General features: G+C 43.0%; 19 protein-coding genes. 15 read left to right on the forward strand and 4 right to left on the reverse strand.

All coding sequences use genetic code 11. The features are described from left to right. Positions 1-105 precede the first annotated feature (105 nt). From ACYX4O_RS05175 to ACYX4O_RS05245, 15 genes are all read left to right on the forward strand, one after another. A complete protein-coding gene (locus ACYX4O_RS05175; protein ID WP_476355185.1) occupies positions 106-339 on the forward strand; it encodes a hypothetical protein in 234 nt (77 codons plus the stop codon). Positions 340-720: 381 nt separating this feature from the next. After that, positions 721-1,686 carry an ABC transporter permease gene (locus tag ACYX4O_RS05180; protein ID WP_476355187.1) on the forward strand — a complete coding sequence of 322 codons (966 nt, stop codon included), beginning with the start codon at positions 721-723 and terminating at the stop codon, positions 1,684-1,686. A gap of 12 nt (positions 1,687-1,698) precedes the next feature. Continuing rightward, on the forward strand, positions 1,699-2,616 hold the full coding sequence (locus ACYX4O_RS05185; RefSeq protein ID WP_476355189.1) for a carbohydrate ABC transporter permease: 918 nt from the start codon (positions 1,699-1,701) through the stop codon (positions 2,614-2,616). A gap of 96 nt (positions 2,617-2,712) precedes the next feature. Beyond that, entirely contained in the window at positions 2,713-4,311 is a 1,599-nt protein-coding gene (locus ACYX4O_RS05190) for an ABC transporter substrate-binding protein (protein WP_476355191.1), read from the forward strand. A gap of 80 nt (positions 4,312-4,391) precedes the next feature. Next, on the forward strand, positions 4,392-6,581 hold the full coding sequence (locus ACYX4O_RS05195; protein ID WP_476355193.1) for a LamG-like jellyroll fold domain-containing protein: 2,190 nt from the start codon (positions 4,392-4,394) through the stop codon (positions 6,579-6,581). Between the two features lie 38 nt (positions 6,582-6,619). Next, the gene (locus tag ACYX4O_RS05200; protein WP_476355195.1) at positions 6,620-10,660 is read left to right on the forward strand and encodes a GH32 C-terminal domain-containing protein; all 4,041 of its coding nucleotides are present in this window, start codon (positions 6,620-6,622) and stop codon (positions 10,658-10,660) included. A gap of 250 nt (positions 10,661-10,910) precedes the next feature. Then, on the forward strand, positions 10,911-11,939 hold the full coding sequence (locus ACYX4O_RS05205) for a LacI family DNA-binding transcriptional regulator (RefSeq protein ID WP_476355197.1): 1,029 nt from the start codon (positions 10,911-10,913) through the stop codon (positions 11,937-11,939). A gap of 35 nt (positions 11,940-11,974) precedes the next feature. Then, positions 11,975-12,577, forward strand: a complete 603-nt coding sequence (locus ACYX4O_RS05210) for a YesL family protein (RefSeq protein WP_476355199.1) — start codon at positions 11,975-11,977, stop codon at positions 12,575-12,577. Beyond that, entirely contained in the window at positions 12,567-14,108 is a 1,542-nt protein-coding gene (locus ACYX4O_RS05215) for a glycoside hydrolase family 32 protein (protein ID WP_476355201.1), read from the forward strand. The genes ACYX4O_RS05210 and ACYX4O_RS05215 overlap by 11 nt, the downstream gene beginning before the upstream one ends. 442 nt (positions 14,109-14,550) lie before the next feature. Next, on the forward strand, positions 14,551-14,895 hold the full coding sequence (locus tag ACYX4O_RS05220) for an ArsR/SmtB family transcription factor (RefSeq protein ID WP_476355203.1): 345 nt from the start codon (positions 14,551-14,553) through the stop codon (positions 14,893-14,895). Positions 14,896-14,909: 14 nt separating this feature from the next. Beyond that, positions 14,910-16,202: an arsenic transporter gene (locus ACYX4O_RS05225; RefSeq protein ID WP_476355205.1), complete on the forward strand. Its 1,293-nt coding sequence runs from the start codon at positions 14,910-14,912 to the stop codon at positions 16,200-16,202. 28 nt (positions 16,203-16,230) lie between these two features. Then, the gene (locus ACYX4O_RS05230; RefSeq protein ID WP_476355207.1) at positions 16,231-16,380 is read left to right on the forward strand and encodes a hypothetical protein; all 150 of its coding nucleotides are present in this window, start codon (positions 16,231-16,233) and stop codon (positions 16,378-16,380) included. Positions 16,381-16,394: 14 nt separating this feature from the next. Then, positions 16,395-16,820, forward strand: a complete 426-nt coding sequence (gene arsC, locus ACYX4O_RS05235) for an arsenate reductase (thioredoxin) (RefSeq protein WP_476355209.1) — start codon at positions 16,395-16,397, stop codon at positions 16,818-16,820. Positions 16,821-17,356: 536 nt separating this feature from the next. Then, complete coding sequence (locus ACYX4O_RS05240; protein WP_476355211.1) at positions 17,357-17,488, forward strand: hypothetical protein; 132 nt, start codon at positions 17,357-17,359, stop codon at positions 17,486-17,488. Between the two features lie 142 nt (positions 17,489-17,630). Next, entirely contained in the window at positions 17,631-17,771 is a 141-nt protein-coding gene (locus ACYX4O_RS05245) for a DUF3953 domain-containing protein (protein WP_476355213.1), read from the forward strand. Between the two features lie 147 nt (positions 17,772-17,918). Here the strand turns inward: ACYX4O_RS05245 and ACYX4O_RS05250 are convergent, their stop codons facing one another. The 4 genes from ACYX4O_RS05250 to ACYX4O_RS05265 form a co-directional block, all read right to left on the reverse strand. Continuing rightward, positions 17,919-18,080, reverse strand: coding sequence for a DUF6366 family protein (locus ACYX4O_RS05250; protein WP_394595004.1), 162 nt, complete (start codon positions 18,078-18,080; stop codon positions 17,919-17,921). Positions 18,081-18,279: 199 nt separating this feature from the next. Beyond that, positions 18,280-18,720 (reverse strand): FixH family protein, encoded by a 441-nt coding sequence (locus tag ACYX4O_RS05255; RefSeq protein WP_476355215.1) that lies wholly within the window; start codon positions 18,718-18,720, stop codon positions 18,280-18,282. Between the two features lie 52 nt (positions 18,721-18,772). Further along, positions 18,773-20,143, reverse strand: a complete 1,371-nt coding sequence (locus tag ACYX4O_RS05260) for a PepSY-associated TM helix domain-containing protein (protein ID WP_476355217.1) — start codon at positions 20,141-20,143, stop codon at positions 18,773-18,775. A gap of 265 nt (positions 20,144-20,408) precedes the next feature. Beyond that, positions 20,409-20,594, reverse strand: coding sequence for a hypothetical protein (locus ACYX4O_RS05265; RefSeq protein ID WP_476355219.1), 186 nt, complete (start codon positions 20,592-20,594; stop codon positions 20,409-20,411). Positions 20,595-20,650 lie beyond the last annotated feature (56 nt).

A 20,650-nucleotide genomic window follows, 5' to 3' on the forward strand; every position in this document is an offset into this window, starting at 1 on the left:
GAGGACCTATATTTGTAGCAATAGTACATTTGTCTCCCTTATTTGTTTTTCTAATATAATAATGTTATAGTGGGAACACGTCACATAAAAGAGGAGTTTTCATCCATGGAACTACTTCAGTTCTTGAAAGATGAAGGGTACTCCGAGACGATCGTACACGATCAACAGAGTAGACCGATTTATTACAATTTGAATGATATAAGTGACGATATGCAGCTATTTTCTAAATTAAACATTCAGCCTGTTCGAATTGAATATTTCCCCTTCGACGCTAGACCGAATTTTGTCAGTGTAGAAGAGAGTCGTAAACAGATTATTTATGTTCAAAAAGGCAAATAAAATATAAAAGAAAAGTAAGAAGGGCCCCCTTCTGCTTCATTAAAACCATCAGCAATCTAAAAGTAGAGTCTGACAAACAATTCCCCAAAACATGGCTTTTGCAGGTTGTTGATGCTCATTTGTTTTTCTAATCAAATTCCCTCCTATATGCAATCTTTCATTCTCGTATTCTAAAAAAGAAAAAGTTTTTTATTTCCAAGATTCAATTGACACCCTTTTTGAAACCGTTTACAATTAAGTTATCAAAAGTTGGATACGTAAACGATTAAATACCCCAAAATCACAACTTGTACTCTTTTCATGAACGAAGGTCGTTCATCTTTTTTTACTCTTTAGGTAATCGATTACGTAAACGATTTTATAAAAGGTGAGGTGAGATCTATGGAGACGAAAGTAAAGACATTGCCCTGGCGAAAGGCCAAGCCAAAGTCAGAGCTGAAAGTTAAAAGCTCTTCAAAGAAAAAGATCTGGCAAAACTATGAATTGTATCTATTCCTGCTTCCTACCATTATCTACTTTATTATCTTTCACTACATCCCAATGTATGGCATCCTCATAGCCTTCCAAGATTATATGCCGACACAAGGTGTCTGGGGGAGTCCCTGGGTGGGCTTCGAACATTTCATTCGTTTCTTTAATTCGTATCAATTCTGGAATCTATTAGAAAACACGCTCGAACTTAGCTTCTTCCAGCTATTGTTTGGTTTCCCGTTGCCGATTATTGTCGCGCTTCTGTTAAACCAGCTTAGAAATCAGAAGTATAAGAAGTTCGTGCAAACCGTTATTTATGCACCACACTTCATCTCAGTTGTGGTACTGGTTGGTATGGTATACGTGTTCTTCTCTCCAAACGGACTTATAAATAACTTCATCATGATCTTTGGAGGAGATCCGGTTTACTTTATGTCGGAAGCTTCTTGGTTTAAGCCGCTCTACATTTCCTCAGGCCTATGGCAAGAGACGGGGTGGGCAGCGATTATCTACTTAGCGGCACTTGCTGGCGTGAGTCCTGAAGTTCATGAAGCAGCTATTATGGACGGTGCAAGTAAATTGCAGCGTATCAGACACGTGGATATTCCGGCTATTATGCCAACGGCTATGATTCTACTCGTATTATCAGTAGGAAACTTAATGAATATCGGCTTTGAGAAGGCTTACCTCATGCAAACCCCTTTAAATGTCTCAGCAGGAGAAATTATTCCTACATATGTGTATAAGGTCGGTTTGCAGTCTGCTCAATATAGCTTTGCTGCTGCTGTTGGGCTCTTTAATGCCGTCATTAACTTCATCTTATTATGGGCTGTGAACCGTGCGGCCAAAAAACTTTCAGGCTCTGGCCTGTGGTAAGGAGGGGAGAAGATGAGTAATTTTGTTATGAATCGTACGAAGTTTTGGGCTCGGAAATCACGAGAAGATAAGATCTTCGATGTATTGAATCTCTTCCTGTTATCGGGGCTCATGTTAGTTGTTCTCTATCCACTTTACTTTGTCGTCATCGCTTCAATCAGTAATCCTGACTATGTGTATAACGGGGAAGTTTGGCTTTGGCCTAAAGATATTACCTTTGAGGGGTATCAACGAATTTTCCAGGATGGACGGATTTGGACAGGATACAAGAATACAGTCATTTATACCCTTGTCGGCACATTTGTAAACGTAGCGCTTACGTTAATGGCAGCTTATGCGCTGTCTCGTAAAGATTTAGCCGGTCGGAACTTCTTCATGTTCATGTTCCTGTTTACGATGTTCTTCTCAGGTGGTCTGATTCCAACGTATCTGGTTGTAAAGAACCTTGGACTTGTAAACACAATGTGGGCGCTCATTTTACCTAAAGCTGTTGCTGTTTGGAACTTAATCGTAGCGAAGACATTCTTCCAATCTACCATTCCAGACGAATTGCTAGAATCAGCTCAAATGGATGGGTGCTCGAATACGAAATTCTTCTGGAAGATCGTGTTGCCTCTCTCAAAACCGATTGTCGCTGTCATGGTGTTGTTCTACGCGGTTACGCATTGGAACTCATTCTTTGACGCTCTAATTTACTTGAATGACGAAGAGTTATACCCGCTACAACTTGTGCTGCGCTCAATCTTAATTCAGAACGAAGCATCAGCTAGTATGCTTGGCGATGTAGAATCGTTTGCTGCTCAGCAGCGTATTGCTGACTTGATTAAATATGGTGTCATTATTGTTGCAGCTGTACCACTTCTCATTTTATATCCTTTCATTCAGAAGTACTTTGTTAAGGGTGCGATGATTGGAAGTATTAAAGGTTAATAGATCAAGCAAATAAGGCTTTATGGAGGTGAGGCTTGGGGGATTCAAACGTGTTTGATAGCTTACTTACCACAATAAGACTGAGGGGGAAATGGTATGATCGCGAAACGGAAAAGCTGGTCGCTGGTATTATTTAGTGTCTTAATTGGTTCGCTTCTATTGTTGAGTGCGTGTCAGTCAGAAGCCGGTTCTGAGGAGAAGAAAGATGCGGCTGAGTTTAACGAGGAAGGACTTCCGATTGTGGAAGATCAAGTAACGCTTGAATTTGTTTCACCTAAAGCACCGCTTGCACCAAATTATAATGAGATGGAAATTATTCAAACGTTAGAAGATATGACAAATGTTCATATTGAATGGAACAACATCCCTGAAGATGGATACGAAGAGAAGAAAAATCTGATGCTTGCAAGTGGGGACCTCCCTGATGCGTTTTACGGAGCAAACTTAACAGATCTTGATATTGTGAAGTACGGGAAGAATGGAACATTAATACCACTTGAGGACCTGATTGAAGAGCATGCTCCAAACATTCAGAAGTTGTTCGAACGTCGTCCTGAAATAAAGAGTATGGTAACGGCTCCAGATGGTCATATTTACACCCTTCCAAGAGCTGAAGAAGCTGGCCTTGGGGCTGTACCAAACTTTACATCGATTAATAAAGCTTGGCTAGATCAGCTTGGTTTAGACATGCCAACAACGCTTGAAGAGTACAAAGAGGTATTGGTTGCATTTAAAGAACAAGATCCTAACGGAAACGGAGAACAAGATGAACTTCCGGTAAGCTTTATGTATAACTTCTGGACTGGAAACTTTGGTGATATGTTTGCGGCATTTGGTATTCCAGATAACACAGAACACCGTATTGTTCGTGATGGAGAAGTTATCTTCACTGCGGTTCAACCTGAGTTTAAAGAAGCTGTTGACTACTATCATGGATGGGTCGAAGAAGGGCTAATTGATAAAGAGTCCTTCACACAAGATGTATCTCAATACTTTGCTAAAGGGAAAGGCGAACGCTACGGCTCTTACATCTGGTGGGAGACGGCTGAAGTTGTAGGACCAGAATTACGTGATGATTACGTGTTACTTCCACCGCTAGAAGGGCCGAACGGTGATGTGCTTGTTGGCCGTGCCAATAACTCCGATTACGCTCGTGGAGCTTTCGCGATTACATCTGAGAACAAGAATCCTGAGATTACAATGCGCTGGGTCGATCAGCTGTACGATACGAAGATGTCCGCTCAGGTGAACTGGGGTCCAATTGGCACAATCTTTGAAGAAGAAGGCGACAAACTTGTTCTAAAAGAGCAGCCAGACGACGTCATCATGGGTGAACTTCGTCAAAAGGTAGCACCAAACGGACCAATCGCCATTTTAAAAGAAGATTTCGAGAACACGGTTGAAATGGAACCACGTGCCAAGCAACGTCTTGAAGACTTAAATGAGATCTATGCTCCCCATTTAGCTGAAGAGAATTATCCAATGATCTTCTTCACACCTGAAGAGCTTGATGAGTTAAACCGCCTGGAAGTTGATATTAAAGAATTCGTGAACCAGAAGAAAGCAACTTGGTTAATGAAAGGTGGCGTCAATGAAGAGTGGGATCAATACGTTGATCAGCTAAAAGCAATGGGTCTTGATCGTATGATGGAAATTTATCAAGATGGATTAGATCGTTTCAACGAGAACCAGTAATGGACAGATAAGGCAGAATGAGAAAGCTGGAACAGACTTATATGTGTTCTGGCTTTCTCTATAATAGAGGAGGTGGAGAAGTGATTACTAATGAAACAAAGCATGCTGTTGCTCATTGGGCATTTAATGAAGGAAGAGGAAACAAAGTAAATGATGCGATCAATCAAAAGCAGGATTCCATTCATTATGTCTTTTCCAATCATGCCATTGAGGGGTTGAAGGAACCTCAGTGGCGAAAAGGGGTAACAGATAGAGCCTTGCTGTTTGATGGGTATTCGACCTGGGTGGAGCGAGAAGCAAACATGAGCGATGCTATGACAGATGCTTTCACGATTGAAGCGTGGATTGCGCCTCGTTCGTTTGGTGGGAATGAAGATGAACGTCTGACGGGAATCGTAAGCCAACATAATCGCAAGAAGAAGCAAGGGTTTATTTTAGGTCTGCACCAGCACGGGAAATGGGGTCTCCAACTTGGTACAGGTGATGATTGGATAGAAGTATGGTCTTCTAAGCCTCTACCGATTCGTGAGTGGTCGCATGTGGTGGCGACTTTTAGCGGAAAAGCCATTGCCCTTTATTTAAGTGGAGAACGTGTTGCCTATGAATCGTTCTCACAGTCTATTAAGATGCAGCCTTTTGATGGCCCTTTCTATATAGGAAGGAATAATGATCCGATCTCTATTGGCGATGTTTTCTATCTCAATACATTTGCTGGATTAGTAGATGAGGTTTTGTTACAAGATCAGGCTCTGTCTGATAGGTATATTAAAGAAAAGTTTAACAAGAAGGTACACAATACGGCTGGAGCGATTCCTGCTATTTCGTATGAGGACATCGCGATCAGGCGTGAGATTTATAATCAGGACCCTCATAAACCAAAGTATCACATAACAGCACCAGGTCACTGGATGAATGAGCCCCATGCGCCGCTCTATTTCAATGGTTATTATCACTTATTCTATCAGCATAACCCTCAAGGTCCATACTGGGGCAACATACAGTGGGGGCACTGGGTGAGTAAGGATCTTGTTCATTGGCGTGATCTTCCTGTAGCGATTGAGACAGAAGATGACGGTCTCGCTCCTGATGGGATCTGGTCTGGGAATGCTTCTTACGAAGAAGATGGTACGCCTGTCCTATTCTTCACAGCAGGTAACAAGGCAAAAGCCCCTAATCAAATGACAGGTCTCGCTCGGAGTACATACACCAAAGACAAAGACCTCATGTTAACAAGATGGGAGAAACACCCTGAACCTGTAACCTTACAACCACAAGGGGAAGGGCTTCATCATGACGGGTTCCGAGATCCATTCGTATGGAAAGAAGGCGACACGTGGTATCAAATTGTGGCATCAGGCCTTGAAGGCGTATCGGGTGCTGTCCTTCTCTTTACGTCAACGAATCTAGTGGACTGGGAGTATAAAGGAATCTTAAGAGCAGACCGGGAGCAGAAATACCCTTATTTAGGTGAAGTGTGGGAACTGCCGATCTTACTTCCGATCAGTGAAGAGAAGCACATCTTCATTATTAGCCCTGTTGGGAATGGTGCGGATGTGGAAGTTTTCTATTGGATTGGAATATGGGATGCGACTACGTTTACATTTGCTGCTGACTTCGATGAGCCTAAGCTTATGGATTTGGGTGCTTTCCATTTTACAGGTCCAAGTGCAATGAAAGACCCGAAGACGGGGAGGGTCATTTTGTTCACAATTGCTCAGGGTCGGAGAAGTTTGCAAGAGGAATTTGACGCCGGTTGGGCGCATAATGGCGGACTTCCTGTGGAACTGTGGCTCAGGGAAGATGGTCAGTTAGGAATGAAGCCGATTGAAGAACTTCAAGGGTTACGTGGAGAGAAGCTACTCTCGTTTGAAAATGGTTCTTTGGATGAGGCGAATGAGCAGGTAGCTCATGTAAAAGGAGATCAGCTTGAGATTCGCTTAAAGGTAAGAGGAGACATAGCTGGAGTGAAAGTACGGAAGTCTAACGACGGATCAGAGGAGACGCTTGTGTATTACAACCGGGAGAATGAGACGTTGAATGTACGAAAGGCAAATGGTGAAGAACAATGCGGAACGCTCTCAATTCGGGAGGATGTCATTGACCTTCACATTTACGTGGATTGTTCGATGGTAGAGTGTTACGCCAATGGTTTGAAAAGCATTACCACAAGGACATATCCGGATATAGTGGCAGAAGGACTGGAGTTGTGGGGGGAAGAGGAAATGAATATTGTTTCTTTAGACGTTTGGGAGATGCATTCGATTCACTAGCCTTAAAGATCAAGGAATCTTTTGAAGGGAGCTAGGAGATGAAACGTGTTGGGGGAAAGAAGACGAGGAAGCGGTTGGGGACACTTGCACTTTCTTGCTTGATCGTAATGGGTAGCGTGCCGATAAGCGGAGGTGCTCCGGTATCGAGTGCCCAAACGACGCTTAGTAATCCAGATTTTGAAACAGGTGACTTAAGTGGATGGACCGTTGTGAATGGAGGGGCTTTTGGCAATGGTGATGTAACCACTACAAGTAGCTACTGGGACAAACGAACATTTAATCAGCACAATTTCTGGCATATATGGGGAGGGCGTGGAGATAACAGTAAAGTAGGGGTTATGAGGTCAGAGCCCTTCACTCTTGGTGGAGATGGCAGAATTGATTTCCTAACCGGCGGCCAGGATGACCTTAATCAATTATACGTTGCTCTTGTTCGTGAATCGGACGGTGCTGAAGTAATGAAAGCAACAGGCAATGGGACGGACACGTACGAGAAAGTAAATTGGGATGCCTCGGAGTTTGTAGGGGAAACGGTGCGGATCAAAATTGTTGATCAGTCCACAACAGGCCATATTAACTTAGATGATGTCAATGTACCCCCTACGCCGTCATTAAATGAACATGTGGAGCCTGCTATTTATAATCATGATTTCGAATACACAGTGCTGCAACCGTATCAGGTACGAGGTTGGGAAGTCGTAAGCGGTGATGCGTTTGGTCCAAATAGCCTTGTCCATGAAATAGAATGGAGCAAAGGCGGCAACTTTCAGCATAATGGGTCTTATCATTTGTGGAACTTTAATGAAGGTGGCGATGGTGAAGTTGGAGAGCTTCACTCCGAGACCTTTAAGTTAGATCGAAACGGCATAGACTTCTTAATTAGTGGTGGTGAGAACTTAGATCATTTATATGTTGCGCTTGTCAGAGCATCAGACGGAGCTGAATTAATGAAAGCTACCGGACGAGATACAGAAACTTATCAGCGTGTGTATTGGGATACATCATCATATGTAGGAGAAGACGTTTATATAAAAATCGTTGATAACGCAACAGGCGGATGGGGTCACATAAATGTAGATGACTTCCGCGTGAGTGATTCCGATTTTACGGATGGATTATTAGGACACTGGTCATTTGATGAAGGATCGGGGACCGAAACGAACGAGCAGGTGACAAACACCTCTGATCCAATTGCTTATCACCTGAATGAAGGCGTGTATCAATCTGCTCAAGATCCTTTATGGAAGTCGGATGGAGTATCAGGTGGAGCCTTATTGTTCGATGGCTATTCAAGCTTTGTAACGAAGGAGTCAAATGAAATTGCAGCACCAAGTGACGCTATTACAGTAGAAGCCTGGGTCGCTCCTCGCAACTTTGAACATGGGGATGAAGGTCGATTGTCTGCTATTATAAACCAACATGATCGTGAGGAGAAAGAGGGCTTCTTATTTGGCCATGGTCGCCACGGGACGTGGGGGCTGCAGTTTGGAACAGGTAGCGAGTGGCGTGAGGTGATGTCTGATTCTTTACTTCCATTAAATGAATGGACGCACGTAACCGCTACGTATGAGAGCGCGACAGGGGAAGCGGTATTGTACCAAAACGGTGAAAAGGTTGCTTCAAGGAACTTTACACCCGGGGAAGAAATCGCTCCTAGCGTGAAGGATTTGTTAATTGGGAAAAACAATGACGGCATGTGGTTGTATGGCTTCCATTTAAATATGTACAGCGGTTTACTAGATGAGGTGAAACTGTATCACGAGGTGCTTAGTTCAGCAGAAGTCGCTCAATCTTATGACAGTTATATGAGTACCTTAAATGGAAATGTGCCAACGGCTGATACGGTAATCGATCGGAGCGTGCTAGCAGACGACAAGCATCGTCCGCAATTCCATATGTCACCTCCGAACCATTGGGGGAACGAACCAGGTGGACCGATTTACTTTAACGGTCAGTACCATGTGTTTTACCAAAGCAATCCAAGAGGGCCTTACTGGAACCACATTCGGTGGGGGCATCTTGTGAGTGATGATATGGTGCATTGGCGAGATGTAGATGATGCTATTGTGCCTGGTCGACATGACGTTGACCCAGACGGTGCCTGGGCAGGCGGGGCCGTTGTCGATGATAGCGGAGTGCCAGTCCTGTTCTACACAGCTGGTGATGATAGGGCTACACCGAATCAACGTATTAACATCGCCAGAAGCACGTACCCTGAAGACGGAGATCCTGATCTAAACAGGTGGGAGAAGAACGATGAAGTCGTATTAGATCAAGGAGAAGGGGAAGGGATTCTAGGAGAATTCCGTGATCCATTCGTCTTTAAAGACGGTGACACGTGGTATATGCTTGTCACTTCTGGGAAAGAGGATGAGAATGGTGAGCCGCTTGGTGGAACAGCACTTGTCTATTCCACGAAAGATACTCGTTTTGAAAACTGGACCTTCGAAGGGGATTTGATGGTAGGAGATTACGATGCGTTCCCGGAAACAGGTCGCATCTGGGAGCTTCCGATCTTGCTCCCACTTGGGGATAGCGGCAAGCATATCCTCTTAATTAATCCAGCTAAGATGGAGCGTGAGGAGTATCAGTCACGCTACACGTACTATTGGATTGGAGAATGGGATCGAGATACAGCTTCCTTTATCCCTGACCAGGAAGCGCCAACGTTGCTTGATGTTGGCGATCATTTCACAGGACCTGCAGGAATGGTGACGCCTGATGGTCGAACAGTGATTCATAGCATTACCCAAGGTAGACGCACGGCAACACAGGACTACGATGCAGGATACGCGCACAATTACGGTCTTCCTCTTGAAGTATTTTATAGGAGTGATGGGCGACTTGGAATGCAGCCGATAAGTGAGCTTCAAAGCTTACGAGGCAATCAGCTTGTGAATGTAACCTCTGATCTGACATTTAACCAGGCGAATGAAGCATTAGCATCCGTTCAAGGAGATATGCTTGAAATTGAGCTCGAGCTCGATCAGGGTGCTGCAAATGAAGCGGGAATCAGCTTACGACGCACTCCTGATGGGGAAGAAGAAACGATTGTATATTATAAAGAAAGTAACGATGAGTTGTGGGTCGACCGGACTGCTTCCACGTTAGACTCTGACCTTGAGAAATGGTACCAGGGTGGGATAGTTGATATTGGAGAAGAGAATACGAAGCTTCATATCTATGTCGATCGATCTGAGATTAATGCGTATTTAAATAAACTTAAAGGATTAACAACACGAGCCTATCCAACAAGAGAGGATGCTCTTGGAGTTAAGCTTTGGGCGAATGAAAACAGTGAAACAATTGTGGTGAAGTCATTAAAAGTGTGGGAAATGAACTCTGCGTATACACCAGTTGCAGCTGAAGGCGTTTCCTTAAGCCCTGCATCTCTAGAATTGATAGATGGGGATACTGAGCGGTTAACGCCAAATGTGAGTCCGCTACAAGCTACCAATAAAGAAGTCGTATGGTCTTCGGATAATACGAGTGTAGCGAGTGTTGTTAATGGGAAGGTAACCGCCCGCTCTCCTGGAACAGCAACGATCACAGCCCAAACAAGAGATGGAGGACATACTGCTCCAAGTACAATAACCGTGTCACCAGAACCAGCCCACGGAGAGCTTACTAATCATGACTTTGAAACTGGCGATCTATCAGGATGGACCGTTACGGGGGATGCTTTTACCACAGGAGACGTTACGAATCGTGACGACTGGGGTTGGGGTGGACCTTTTAATCAAAGCGGAAGCTATCATGTATTTGGAGCTCAAAGTGGTGGAGATGGGGAAACAGGAACGATCCGATCAGACATTTTCACACTAGGTGGTAACGGACAGATTGACTTCCTCGTGTCTGGTGGAAATGATCGTTATAACCTTTATGTAAGCCTGGTGCGTGCCTCGGACGATGAGATCGTCAGGAGGGTAAGTGGAGGCAACCAAGAAGGGTATACGCGCATTCACTGGGATGCTTCGGAGTATATTGGTGAAGCGATGTATATGAAGATTGTTGATCAGTCTACTGGTAGTTGGGGGCATTTGAATGTGGATGATGTCAATGTACCTGTAAGGCCTTAAGTTTTACATGTGAGGAGGAGTGAGCACCTTTCATGCTTACTCCTCCACTAATGAACCACGATAGATAATAAGACTATGAAACCCGTATCATTACTGGTATAATAATCATGTAAACGTTTTCTTTAAAACTACCAAAATTTTTTGTTTGAAACGTAATCGATTACGTTAGACCGCTAGATGATGTGCTAGATTTTTTAGATGTAGGTCTAATAAGATGATAGAAGAGTCTTTATGTAGAGGAGAATACGCTATGAGCACCATAAGAGATGATGGGAACGGAATGAGATCGAGAATGAAGGACGTGGCAAAGCAAGCGGGCGTTTCTACAGCAACCGTATCTCATGTCATTAATGGAACCAGATATGTAGCTGAAAATACGAAGAAAAAAGTATACACCGCAATGAAAGAACTGAATTATAGCCCGAACTTTATTGCCAGAAGTCTTAGGAGCAATGCTTCTAAAACGATCGGTTTGATTATTCCTGCGAAAGAAATGGATACATCTGGATTTTTCTTTATGGCTGTGGCTCATAGCATTGAGAAGAAGTTGAAGGAAGTTGGGTATCAGCTTATCTTAAGCAATTCTAATGAAGATATAGAGAGTGAAATGCAGCAAATTAATATGTTCAAGAATCAAATGATCGATGGTCTGATTATGGCACCGACATATGGAGACCATAGTTATTTGAAAGAATTTGAGCAGCAAATGCCAATCGTGTTTATCGACAGGGAGCCAATGGGCATCGACTGTGACTGTGTTCTCGTAGATAACTATAAAGGCACATACGACGCCATTCATTTGTTAATTGAAAAAGGGCATAAAGACATTGGTTATATTTCCGGGCCACTGGGGTTAACAACAAGTAATGAGAGAATGGCTGGATATAAAGAGGCTTTGCTAGAACATGATCTTCCCTTTAAAGAAGAGCACGTTGTGATTGAAGAGCCTTCCTTAGAAGCGGGTAAGATGGCGATGGCGCAATTGTTAGAGGAAACTAACTGTACAGCGGTGATGGTAGCGAACAATATCTTAACTTTAGGATCTGTCGTTACATTAAACGAAAGAAAGATCAAGGTACCAGACGACCTTGCGATGATTGGATACGACAATTACGAGTGGACAGAAGCTACGAATCCACCATTGACTGTCATTAAGCAGCCAATTAATGAGATCGGGGAACAAGCAGCTGAATTATTAATTGCCAGATTGGAAGATCCTGAGGCGGAGACAAAGCATATTAGTCTCCCTTCACGCCTTGAAGAAAGACAATCGTGCTAGACAATGGAAGCTATAAGTAGAAGGAGGAAAGAATGGTGGGGATTTATAAAAGTAAGCTATTTGTGTATATAGAGAAGCTCGTAGACTTTTTACTATTAAGCGTCATATGGGCAATTGCTTGTATACCGGTCATAACCATCTTCCCTTCTACTGCGGCCATGTTCGGGGTCGTGAGAGGATGGCAGCTAGAGAATAAGGAAGACGGCGTTTTCCGTCCTTTCTTTAAACTCTTTAAGGAAAACTTCCGGCAAGGGATCGGGCTTTCGATCGTCTGGACGATCATTGGGATTTCTCTTTACGGAAACCTTCAGCTGATCGAACCTTCAGCGTCCATCGTTCAAACGATCCTATTTTGGTTAACGGTCTTCGTTGCCTTCTTGTATGGTCTTCTGACGATGTATTTGTTTCCAATGATGGCTCATGTTCAAACGACCTGGTATTTCTTAATACGCAATGCGCTTCTCTTACTTATTGCGAACCCGCTTCATACCATCCTTTTAAGCATCGTAACACTTGGAACGGGATACTTCTTACTTATGAATCCCGCAGGCTTATTCTTTATAACGAGTTTCTTTGCCTATTTTGTTTGTTTCATCTTTTTAAAAGCGTTTAACACGCTAAACGTATATGAATCATAACGATGGAGTAGAAAGGATGTTTGCCATGACAGTCGAGCATAAAGCGTCAACAAACTATTACCGTGAGCAATACCGGCCGCAGTTTCATTTCACCCCAGAAGAGAATTGGATGAATGACCCAAATGGGATGGTGTATTACAACGGCGAGTATCACTTATTCTATCAGTATCATCCGAATAGTAACGTATGGGGACCCATGCACTGGGGCCACGCTGTCAGTGAAGACCTTGTCCACTGGGAGCACTTGCCAATTGCGCTTAAACCAGATGAAAACGGGATGATCTTCTCAGGAAGTGCAGTGGTTGATTGGCATGATACATCAGGATTCTTTGAGGGTGGAAGTGGGCTTGTAGCCATTTTCACTCATGCAGATGAATACCCTGGAACAGATAAACCGCGTCAACGTCAAAGTCTTGCCTATAGTAAAGACAATGGGCGAACGTGGACGCCTTATGAAGGGAACCCCGTTCTCTCTGAGCCGCGTATTATAGATTTCCGCGATCCGAAAGTTTTCTGGCACGAAGACACAGGGCGCTGGGTAATGGTGATCGCATCTGGTCAAACGGTTAGTATCTACACCTCTCTTAATTTAAAAGATTGGGAGTTTGCGAGTGAGTTTGGCGAAGGGGAAGGGTCGCATCAAGGGGTGTGGGAATGTCCGGATCTGTTTCAGCTTCCTGTTGACCACTCGATGGATATGAAGAAATGGGTTATGCTTGTAAGCCTTGGGGATGAACCGGAGTTGGAAGAAGGATCGAAAACCCAGTACTTTGTTGGGGAGTTTGACGGGAAAACATTTGTGAATGACAATGCTCCTGATAAGGTGTTGTGGTTAGACCGAGGCTATGATAACTATGCTGGGGTGACATGGTCTGACCTTCCGATGGCCTCTGGAAGACGTGTATTTATGGGATGGATGAGCAACTGGCGCTATGCGATCGACACACCGACTGCGGTTTGGCGAAGTGCGATGACACTACCTAGAGAACTCGCTTTGCAAACGACGGAAGAGGGCATTCGTTTAATTCAGACGCCGGTGCCTGATATTACATCCATCCAAGAAGACGGACAGCTGTTTGAAGAGATGGAGGTAAAGTCAGGTGGGAATTTGTTCAAAGGGCTTAAAGGGAATACGCTTGATATCGAGCTTGATCTTGACATATCGCGGGCTGGCAACGTTCGCTTGGGGCTTTTGAAATCGGAGCAAGAAGAGACTGTGTTAGAGTATGATGCTAAAAATAGCACGCTTTTATTTGATCGACGTCGCTCAGGCGATGCTTCTTTCCACGAATCTTTTGCTATGACGCAATCGATTACGTTAGAAGCCCCAAAAGGACGCTTGAAGCTCCGTATTTTTGTGGATTGGTCTTCCGTTGAGGTGTTTGGCGGGGACGGAGAGGTTGTGCTAACGAACCTTGTTTTCCCAAGTGAAGAGAGTCAGGGGCTTGAGCTGTCAACAGATGGAACGGTTTATGTGCATAAAGCGAAGGTTTCACCGCTGAGATCGGTGTGGAGCCGGTCAGCTGAATAAGAAGAAGCACCCTGGTCATTTAGTGGCCAGGGTGTTTTTTTATGAGTGGATAGCTTTTAGTAGGTCGGGCGATCTGTGACTTTTTCGACTGATGATATGGTCAAGAGGTAAGAGAGAGGCTTGATCAGTGACGTTTTCACAGGTTGAGAGGAGTGAAAGGTCAGAGAAGCGCTTTATCTGTGACCTTTTGAATGATAAGTGCTCGTAAAAGGGAAGAGAGCCCTTTGATCTGTAACCTTTTGCATAAGAGAACCTTCCAAAAGGTCACAGATCATTCTTTACTTTTATGCTTAAAAGGGTCGGCAAGGTTAAATAGGGATGATTAACCTAGAATAAAAAGATTTTACATTCATATATAAGCATTGACTTATATAAATGTATGCTTATATAATGGTTTTGGCTAAATGAATTACATATCAAACGGTGTCAGGAGGTGAGGTACATGAATCAAACGCTTTTGTCAGTAGAGGAAACGTCTAAAGTATTGAAATTGTTAGGAGACCAGACTCGTCTAACGATTGTTGGGCTCATTAAGGATACAGAGTGCTGTGTGTGTGAGCTTGTCGAGATCTTAGACATGTCTCAGCCTTCCATTAGCCAGCATTTGAGAAAACTGCGCGATGCTGGGATTGTGAGGGAGAAGCGGAAGGGGCACTGGATGTTTTATGCCTTGAATGAGGATCATGCTGCTTTTGATTTAATCTCACGTATTCTAGAACACATGCCGGATCAGAAGGAGAAGATCGTCGCTCTTGAGCAATCTGGTAAACGTATTGTGTGTGAATAGGGGGAGTGAATAGAATGGAAGTAGGAATTGCTGTCGCCATATTCCTCGTTACGCTGGTCTTTGTCATCTGGCAGCCGAAGAACCTTGGTATCGGCTGGACCGCATGTGCGGGCGCGATTCTGGCATTAGTAGCAGGCGTTGTGGATTTCGGTGACGTTGCGACCGTAACGGGCATTGTATGGAATGCGACCTTAGCGTTTATCGCCATTATTATCATTTCATTAATTTTAGATGAAATTGGATTTTTCGAATGGGCCGCTCTTCATATGGCTCGCCTGTCGAACGGGAATGGATTGAAAATGTTTGTTTTAATATCGGTGCTTGGAGCAGGAGTAGCCGCGCTTTTCGCCAATGATGGCGCTGCGCTGATCTTAACACCGATTGTGCTTGCGATGGTGCGGGCACTGAACTTTGAGGAAAGAAAGATCTTTCCTTTCATTATGGCAAGTGGATTTATCGCCGATACGACTTCACTTCCGCTTGTTGTAAGTAACCTTGTAAATATTGTGTCAGCGGACTTTTTTGATATCGGATTTATTGAATATGCCACGCGCATGATTATTCCGAATATCTTCTCGCTTGTCGCTAGTATTATTGTGCTGTTCTTGTATTTCAGAAAAGATATTCCGCGTAAATACGACGTCACTCAGTTGCGTGAACCAAAAGAGGCGATTCAAGACCACACCATGTTCCGCTTGTCCTGGTGGGTGCTCGGTATCTTACTCGTCGGCTACTTCGCCAGTGAGTTCTTGAGCGTTCCGGTATCGATCATTGCTGGAATTGTTGCGATCTTCTTCTTACTCATGGCACGTAGAAGTTCGGTTGTTGAGACAGCTACAGTTGTAAAAGGAGCACCGTGGGCGATTGTGTTCTTCTCAATCGGAATGTACGTGGTGGTATACGGTCTTCGTAACGTTGGATTGACTGATGTGTTGGCAAGTGTCATTGAAGCGGCTGCTGATCAAGGGCTATTCTTCGGGACAGTAGCGATGGGCTTCATTGCAGCCATATTGTCTTCTGTTATGAATAACATGCCAACTGTCATGATTGATGCGATTGCCATCGCTGATTCGAGCGCGACGGGGATTATGAAAGAAGGACTTATTTACGCGAACGTCATCGGAAGCGACCTAGGTCCGAAGATTACACCAATCGGATCCCTTGCGACATTGTTATGGTTACACGTTCTGTCGCAAAAAGGGGTGAAGATCTCGTGGGGATACTACTTCAAGATTGGAATTATCCTTACGGTGCCGACACTATTTATTACGCTAGTGGGTCTTTATCTTACACTGTTATTGATGTAAGACCATTAGCCTTATATAGGAGAAAAGAATGCCATTTTTCACACTTGTATTACTTGCATTGTTCCTCTATCTAACTTTTAAAGTACACCATATTGGGACGATGCTGAAAGAGCAACAAAAAGAACAAGAGGAGATCAAGTCTCTTCTTAAAATAATCATTAAAAACAATGAGAAATAAAAGGAGCAATCAACATGACGAACCAAAAACCCGTTTTATACTTCTTATGCACAGGAAACTCTTGCCGTAGCCAAATGGCTGAAGCTTGGGGGAAACACTACCTTGGCGACAAATGGGACGTAAAGAGTGCCGGTATTGAAGCACATGGCCTAAACCCGAATGCAGTAAAAGCAATGAAAGAAGTCGAGATCGATATTACAGATCAAACATCAGACATCATTGATCCTGAAATCCTAAATAATGCTGACTTTGTTGTAACCCTTTGTGGAGACGCAAAAGACAAATGCCCAATGACACCACCACACGTTCGTCGTGAACACTGGGGCTTTGACGACCCAGCTAAAGCTGAAGGAACAGAAGAAGAGAAATGGGCGGTCTTCCAGCGCGTTCGTGATGAAATTGGCGAGCGTATTAAGCGTTTTGCTGAGACAGGTGAATAAGAATGAAGGGCAATGCTCTTCCATTTAATAGAAAGTAGTTCAGTTAGGGTGAAGAAACATATAGAATAGCATGCCAGGAAATAGGCCAAATCTTAAAGGATTTGGTCTTTTTTTATAGGTTAAAGCTTGTTAGATAGTTGTTAACACTAGATGTATCTTACACGTTGAACGTTGGAGAGAAATATCAATTGCTGAAGTGAAAGTGTTAACAGGGAAAGTTATGGATTGTTATATTATGTTAAAATAGAAGTGGTTTTTGATGGGTTTACTTAAATTAACGGGGCAGTAATTTCAAGAAGGAAATTAATTTCTCACTGGAATTTATATTAAAATTATGACAATAAGGAACTATTATCATAGATAATTACCAATTTAGGCGTACAATAGTTGTTAATGCGTTAGCTCTTGTTGTGTTAAAGAGGCAGATTTGTGAAACGAAAAATATAACTACAAAGGAGTAAAAGGTAGAAAATATGATTATTACTTTTTGGTATGTGGGTTGGTTTTTAATGCCCATTTTGTGCATTGTTTTTTGTGTGAATTTAGTAGCTGTATTAAAAAAGATCAAGAACCAAGAAGAAACTAAGATAAACACGATCTGGCTTACTATTTCATTTACATTTATTATGTGGAGCATAGCAATATTAGCTTCATCTAGTATGTATTAAGCTAACGAGTGAATAAGCAGTCGCGTTTTTATTAAAGGAGGGCGTTAAATTGTTAAAGTTTTTGCAAATAATTTTTTCAATAATAGGTGGTTCACTTGCGGTCTATGGATTGGTTACTGAGGATTTTAGGTTTCAGCCATATATGCTGTTGTTTTTAGGTTTAATGATGTTCGTGATGGGATTAAGAGAACTACAAAATGGAAAAAAAGGTATCGGATGGTTTAGTATAGTAGTCTGTGCATTTATTTTATCTGTAACAATTGAAAGTTTCTTCTTTAACTAATGTGCAAGATAGCTGCATTTTGGTTATCACTCCTTGAGTACTAGTACATATCGAGTATTGGTATAAGGGACTGAAAGCGTAAGGAGTCAATATTCCTATTGAAAAACCCCCCAGTATTTCTGGGGGGTTCACATACTAAGTATGTTCCTAACGGAAGAACAACGTATATACTACGAAAGCTATTATTAGTAGTAGAAACAGAACTCCAACACTCTTCCAACCAAGATTAGTCAATATATTATAATGATTTTCTTTCTCTCTTGCTTTTCTCTTCATATATTCTTTCTCTGTATCATGACCACTACTCATATTTATCCTCCTCAAAACAAAGAAGTTAGTTTTACTTCTAACATGTGATTCCCGTTCAGGTCAGATTATAAAACTAAATAAACATAAGAAATGGGTTATGGGTCTGCTTGGGCATTTATATTTAACGGGTGCTCTCTTGTTTAAATAAAAAACATATTTCAATCCCCTAAGGGACAACGTACCTGTCCCCATGGACCTCCTAATGGTGACCTCCTGAGGGATTGGTTTTATTTGGTGTATTTTCTTGTAGAGATTGCACATCTTCTTTAGTAAGTTCACCAACGACAAATTGTTTTTGAGGAATGATCGTTGAACTGGCGCTCTTGGCGTGGAGCTTAATATAGAAGAGTCCTTCTGTTTCAAGTTCTAGATCAATTGAATAAACACCAGTTTCGATTCGTTTTGCTTCTGTCATAGGATAAGAAACCGAGCCGTCAGCTTTCCAAATTTTATAATGGACGAAGTCTGGATACGCTGCGGGCTCTTTGTTTTGCTTTAGGTAGATGGTTACGGTTTCCTTATTGTTTGCCTGAATGGATTCAGGCATATCTATATCGGCTTTCAATGGAGATTCTGTTTTATAGAGCGAAGCTGCATTTTCTTTAAGAGAACACCCTGAAAGGACCGATAGGATAATCATTAGTAGAATTATCATCCTTGTCTTCAACATGATCGCCACCTTTGCTTTGTTATTAGGCATTCAAGAATCCTTTCAAGCGCGGGACTCTTTGAATGAGCAGCCAATCGACCAGCCAGACAATTAAGAGCGTTAAACCGACGAGAGGGAAAAGAATTCCTAGTGCGATAAGTAAAATAACAAATCGTTTCATCGTCTTCGTTGGGGGTGCTTTGGGTGCACCGAGTCCTTCTTTGGGCTTGCGTTTCCACCATAAGTAAAAACCTGTGACGGCAACGAAAATGATACCAAGACAAATAATGAAGCTGATCAGCTGGTTGAGGATACCGAACTGAGTACCTTTATGCAATGTAATCCCCCAGGCGACAACTTTTCCAATGATGCCGTAATCTTCATATTGATAATTCGCGAGAATAGCGCCGGAATATTGGTCAATGTGAACAGTCGCTTCATCCTGCGCTTTCGGTGGGAAAGCCGAGAGGGTGAATACGCCCGATTGGTCATTAGGGATATAAACCGTATAACTTGGGTGGATATTCAATTCTTCTGCTTTGGAAATCGTGTGATCAATGGAAATTGGTGTGAGACCGTTCACTTTCGATTCTGGGACAGCCAGAGTTTCTGCCGCCCAAGGTACATCAGCGATATCCTTTGTTTGCACATCGGATGTCGGTGCGCTTCCTGTCCAGATCGAAGGTGGATACCCTTCTCCTGTGTTCGTTGCAGCATTCTGGAAGTTCGTTCCCCAGAAACCGGACCAGGGCAGGCCTGTCATGATCAAAAAGAACATACCGGCTGCCACCCAAAAAGCAGGTATCGCATGCAGGTCTCTGCGAACAATTTTTCTCTTATTCGTAAATCTGGGTATCAATGTCCCACGCAGACGACCTTTTTTCTTTGGAAACCATAAATAGAGGCCTGTCACGATTAGGACGATCGCCCAGCATGCCGCTAACTCAACAATGCGATCGCCCGTTGTACCAGCCATCAACTCTCCGTGGATTTCTTCGATCTTATTCATAATTCGTTCCTCGCTTTCAAGTGTCCCTAGTGATTCTCCTGTATAGGGATCAAGGAAAACCGTTGCCGCGCTGTCTTCTGTTGATATATTCACTTCGCTTGAACGGCTAGCATCTTCTCCGGGCCTGTAGGCGGTTACGGTTGCTTCCGGATGTCTTTCCTTTACCAACTCAATCTGCTCAGATGCAGCCATTCTTTCTCCTTGTGGTGTTACATCATAATAGTCTTGATACATCACACCTTCAATCTGTGGTTTAAATAAATAGATGGCCCCAGTGAAGGCCAGGATGATTAAAAATGGAGCAAAAACGAGGCCAGCATAGAAATGCCAGCGCCAAACAGTTTTGTATAATTGATTGGTTTTCTTATTTGATGATGCCATGTCTTCTTTATGTGAAGCTGTCATAGTCGTTCCCTCACTTACTTTTGTCGGAGCACCATTCGCCCCTTTATTTATGACTGGTTATCCCATTACATGATAGCCTTCTGTGAGAAAGAGAACAATAGAATAGGAGTTATAAAATGTGAGGAAAAGTTACTTTGTAACAAATATGTCACAAACAATGGATATTAATTCCTTATTATGGATGAACAAGGAAAAGAAGGAAGGTAAGAGCTAGTGTTATGTTCCTTTTCCAATAAAAAAAGCTTGGGTATTATTAACCCAAGCATCAGACATTCCTGCTTTTGAAATTCTTGTACATCCCCATCGCAGATATAGGGGCACCGATTACACAAAACCACAGAAACCATTCAGAGTAGCTACCCTCAGAAACAAATACAAGTTGAGTAAGTCCAAGGGCAAATAACAAGGTACATCCAATCATTCCAATAATATGACGTATGCCTTTTCTCATAGAGCACCTCCTGTACAACGACCTATCTAAATCCATGTTAACACAAATAATGAAAA

This window comes from Pontibacillus sp. ABV4_188 (assembly GCF_056311905.1).

Coding starts and splice junctions, on each gene's coding strand:
- ACYX4O_RS05175 (WP_476355185.1), top strand. CDS start 106: ATGGAACTACTTCAGTTCTTGAAAGATGAAGGGTACTCCGAGACGATC.
- ACYX4O_RS05180 (WP_476355187.1), top strand. CDS start 721: ATGGAGACGAAAGTAAAGACATTGCCCTGGCGAAAGGCCAAGCCAAAG.
- ACYX4O_RS05185 (WP_476355189.1), top strand. CDS start 1,699: ATGAGTAATTTTGTTATGAATCGTACGAAGTTTTGGGCTCGGAAATCA.
- ACYX4O_RS05190 (WP_476355191.1), top strand. CDS start 2,713: ATGATCGCGAAACGGAAAAGCTGGTCGCTGGTATTATTTAGTGTCTTA.
- ACYX4O_RS05200 (WP_476355195.1), top strand. CDS start 6,620: ATGAAACGTGTTGGGGGAAAGAAGACGAGGAAGCGGTTGGGGACACTT.
- ACYX4O_RS05205 (WP_476355197.1), top strand. CDS start 10,911: ATGAGCACCATAAGAGATGATGGGAACGGAATGAGATCGAGAATGAAG.
- ACYX4O_RS05215 (WP_476355201.1), top strand. CDS start 12,567: ATGAATCATAACGATGGAGTAGAAAGGATGTTTGCCATGACAGTCGAG.
- ACYX4O_RS05220 (WP_476355203.1), top strand. CDS start 14,551: ATGAATCAAACGCTTTTGTCAGTAGAGGAAACGTCTAAAGTATTGAAA.
- ACYX4O_RS05225 (WP_476355205.1), top strand. CDS start 14,910: ATGGAAGTAGGAATTGCTGTCGCCATATTCCTCGTTACGCTGGTCTTT.
- ACYX4O_RS05230 (WP_476355207.1), top strand. CDS start 16,231: ATGCCATTTTTCACACTTGTATTACTTGCATTGTTCCTCTATCTAACT.
- arsC (WP_476355209.1), top strand. CDS start 16,395: ATGACGAACCAAAAACCCGTTTTATACTTCTTATGCACAGGAAACTCT.
- ACYX4O_RS05245 (WP_476355213.1), top strand. CDS start 17,631: ATGCTGTTGTTTTTAGGTTTAATGATGTTCGTGATGGGATTAAGAGAA.
- ACYX4O_RS05250 (WP_394595004.1), bottom strand. CDS start 18,080: ATGAGTAGTGGTCATGATACAGAGAAAGAATATATGAAGAGAAAAGCA.
- ACYX4O_RS05255 (WP_476355215.1), bottom strand. CDS start 18,720: ATGATTATCCTATCGGTCCTTTCAGGGTGTTCTCTTAAAGAAAATGCA.
- ACYX4O_RS05260 (WP_476355217.1), bottom strand. CDS start 20,143: ATGACAGCTTCACATAAAGAAGACATGGCATCATCAAATAAGAAAACC.
- ACYX4O_RS05265 (WP_476355219.1), bottom strand. CDS start 20,594: ATGAGAAAAGGCATACGTCATATTATTGGAATGATTGGATGTACCTTG.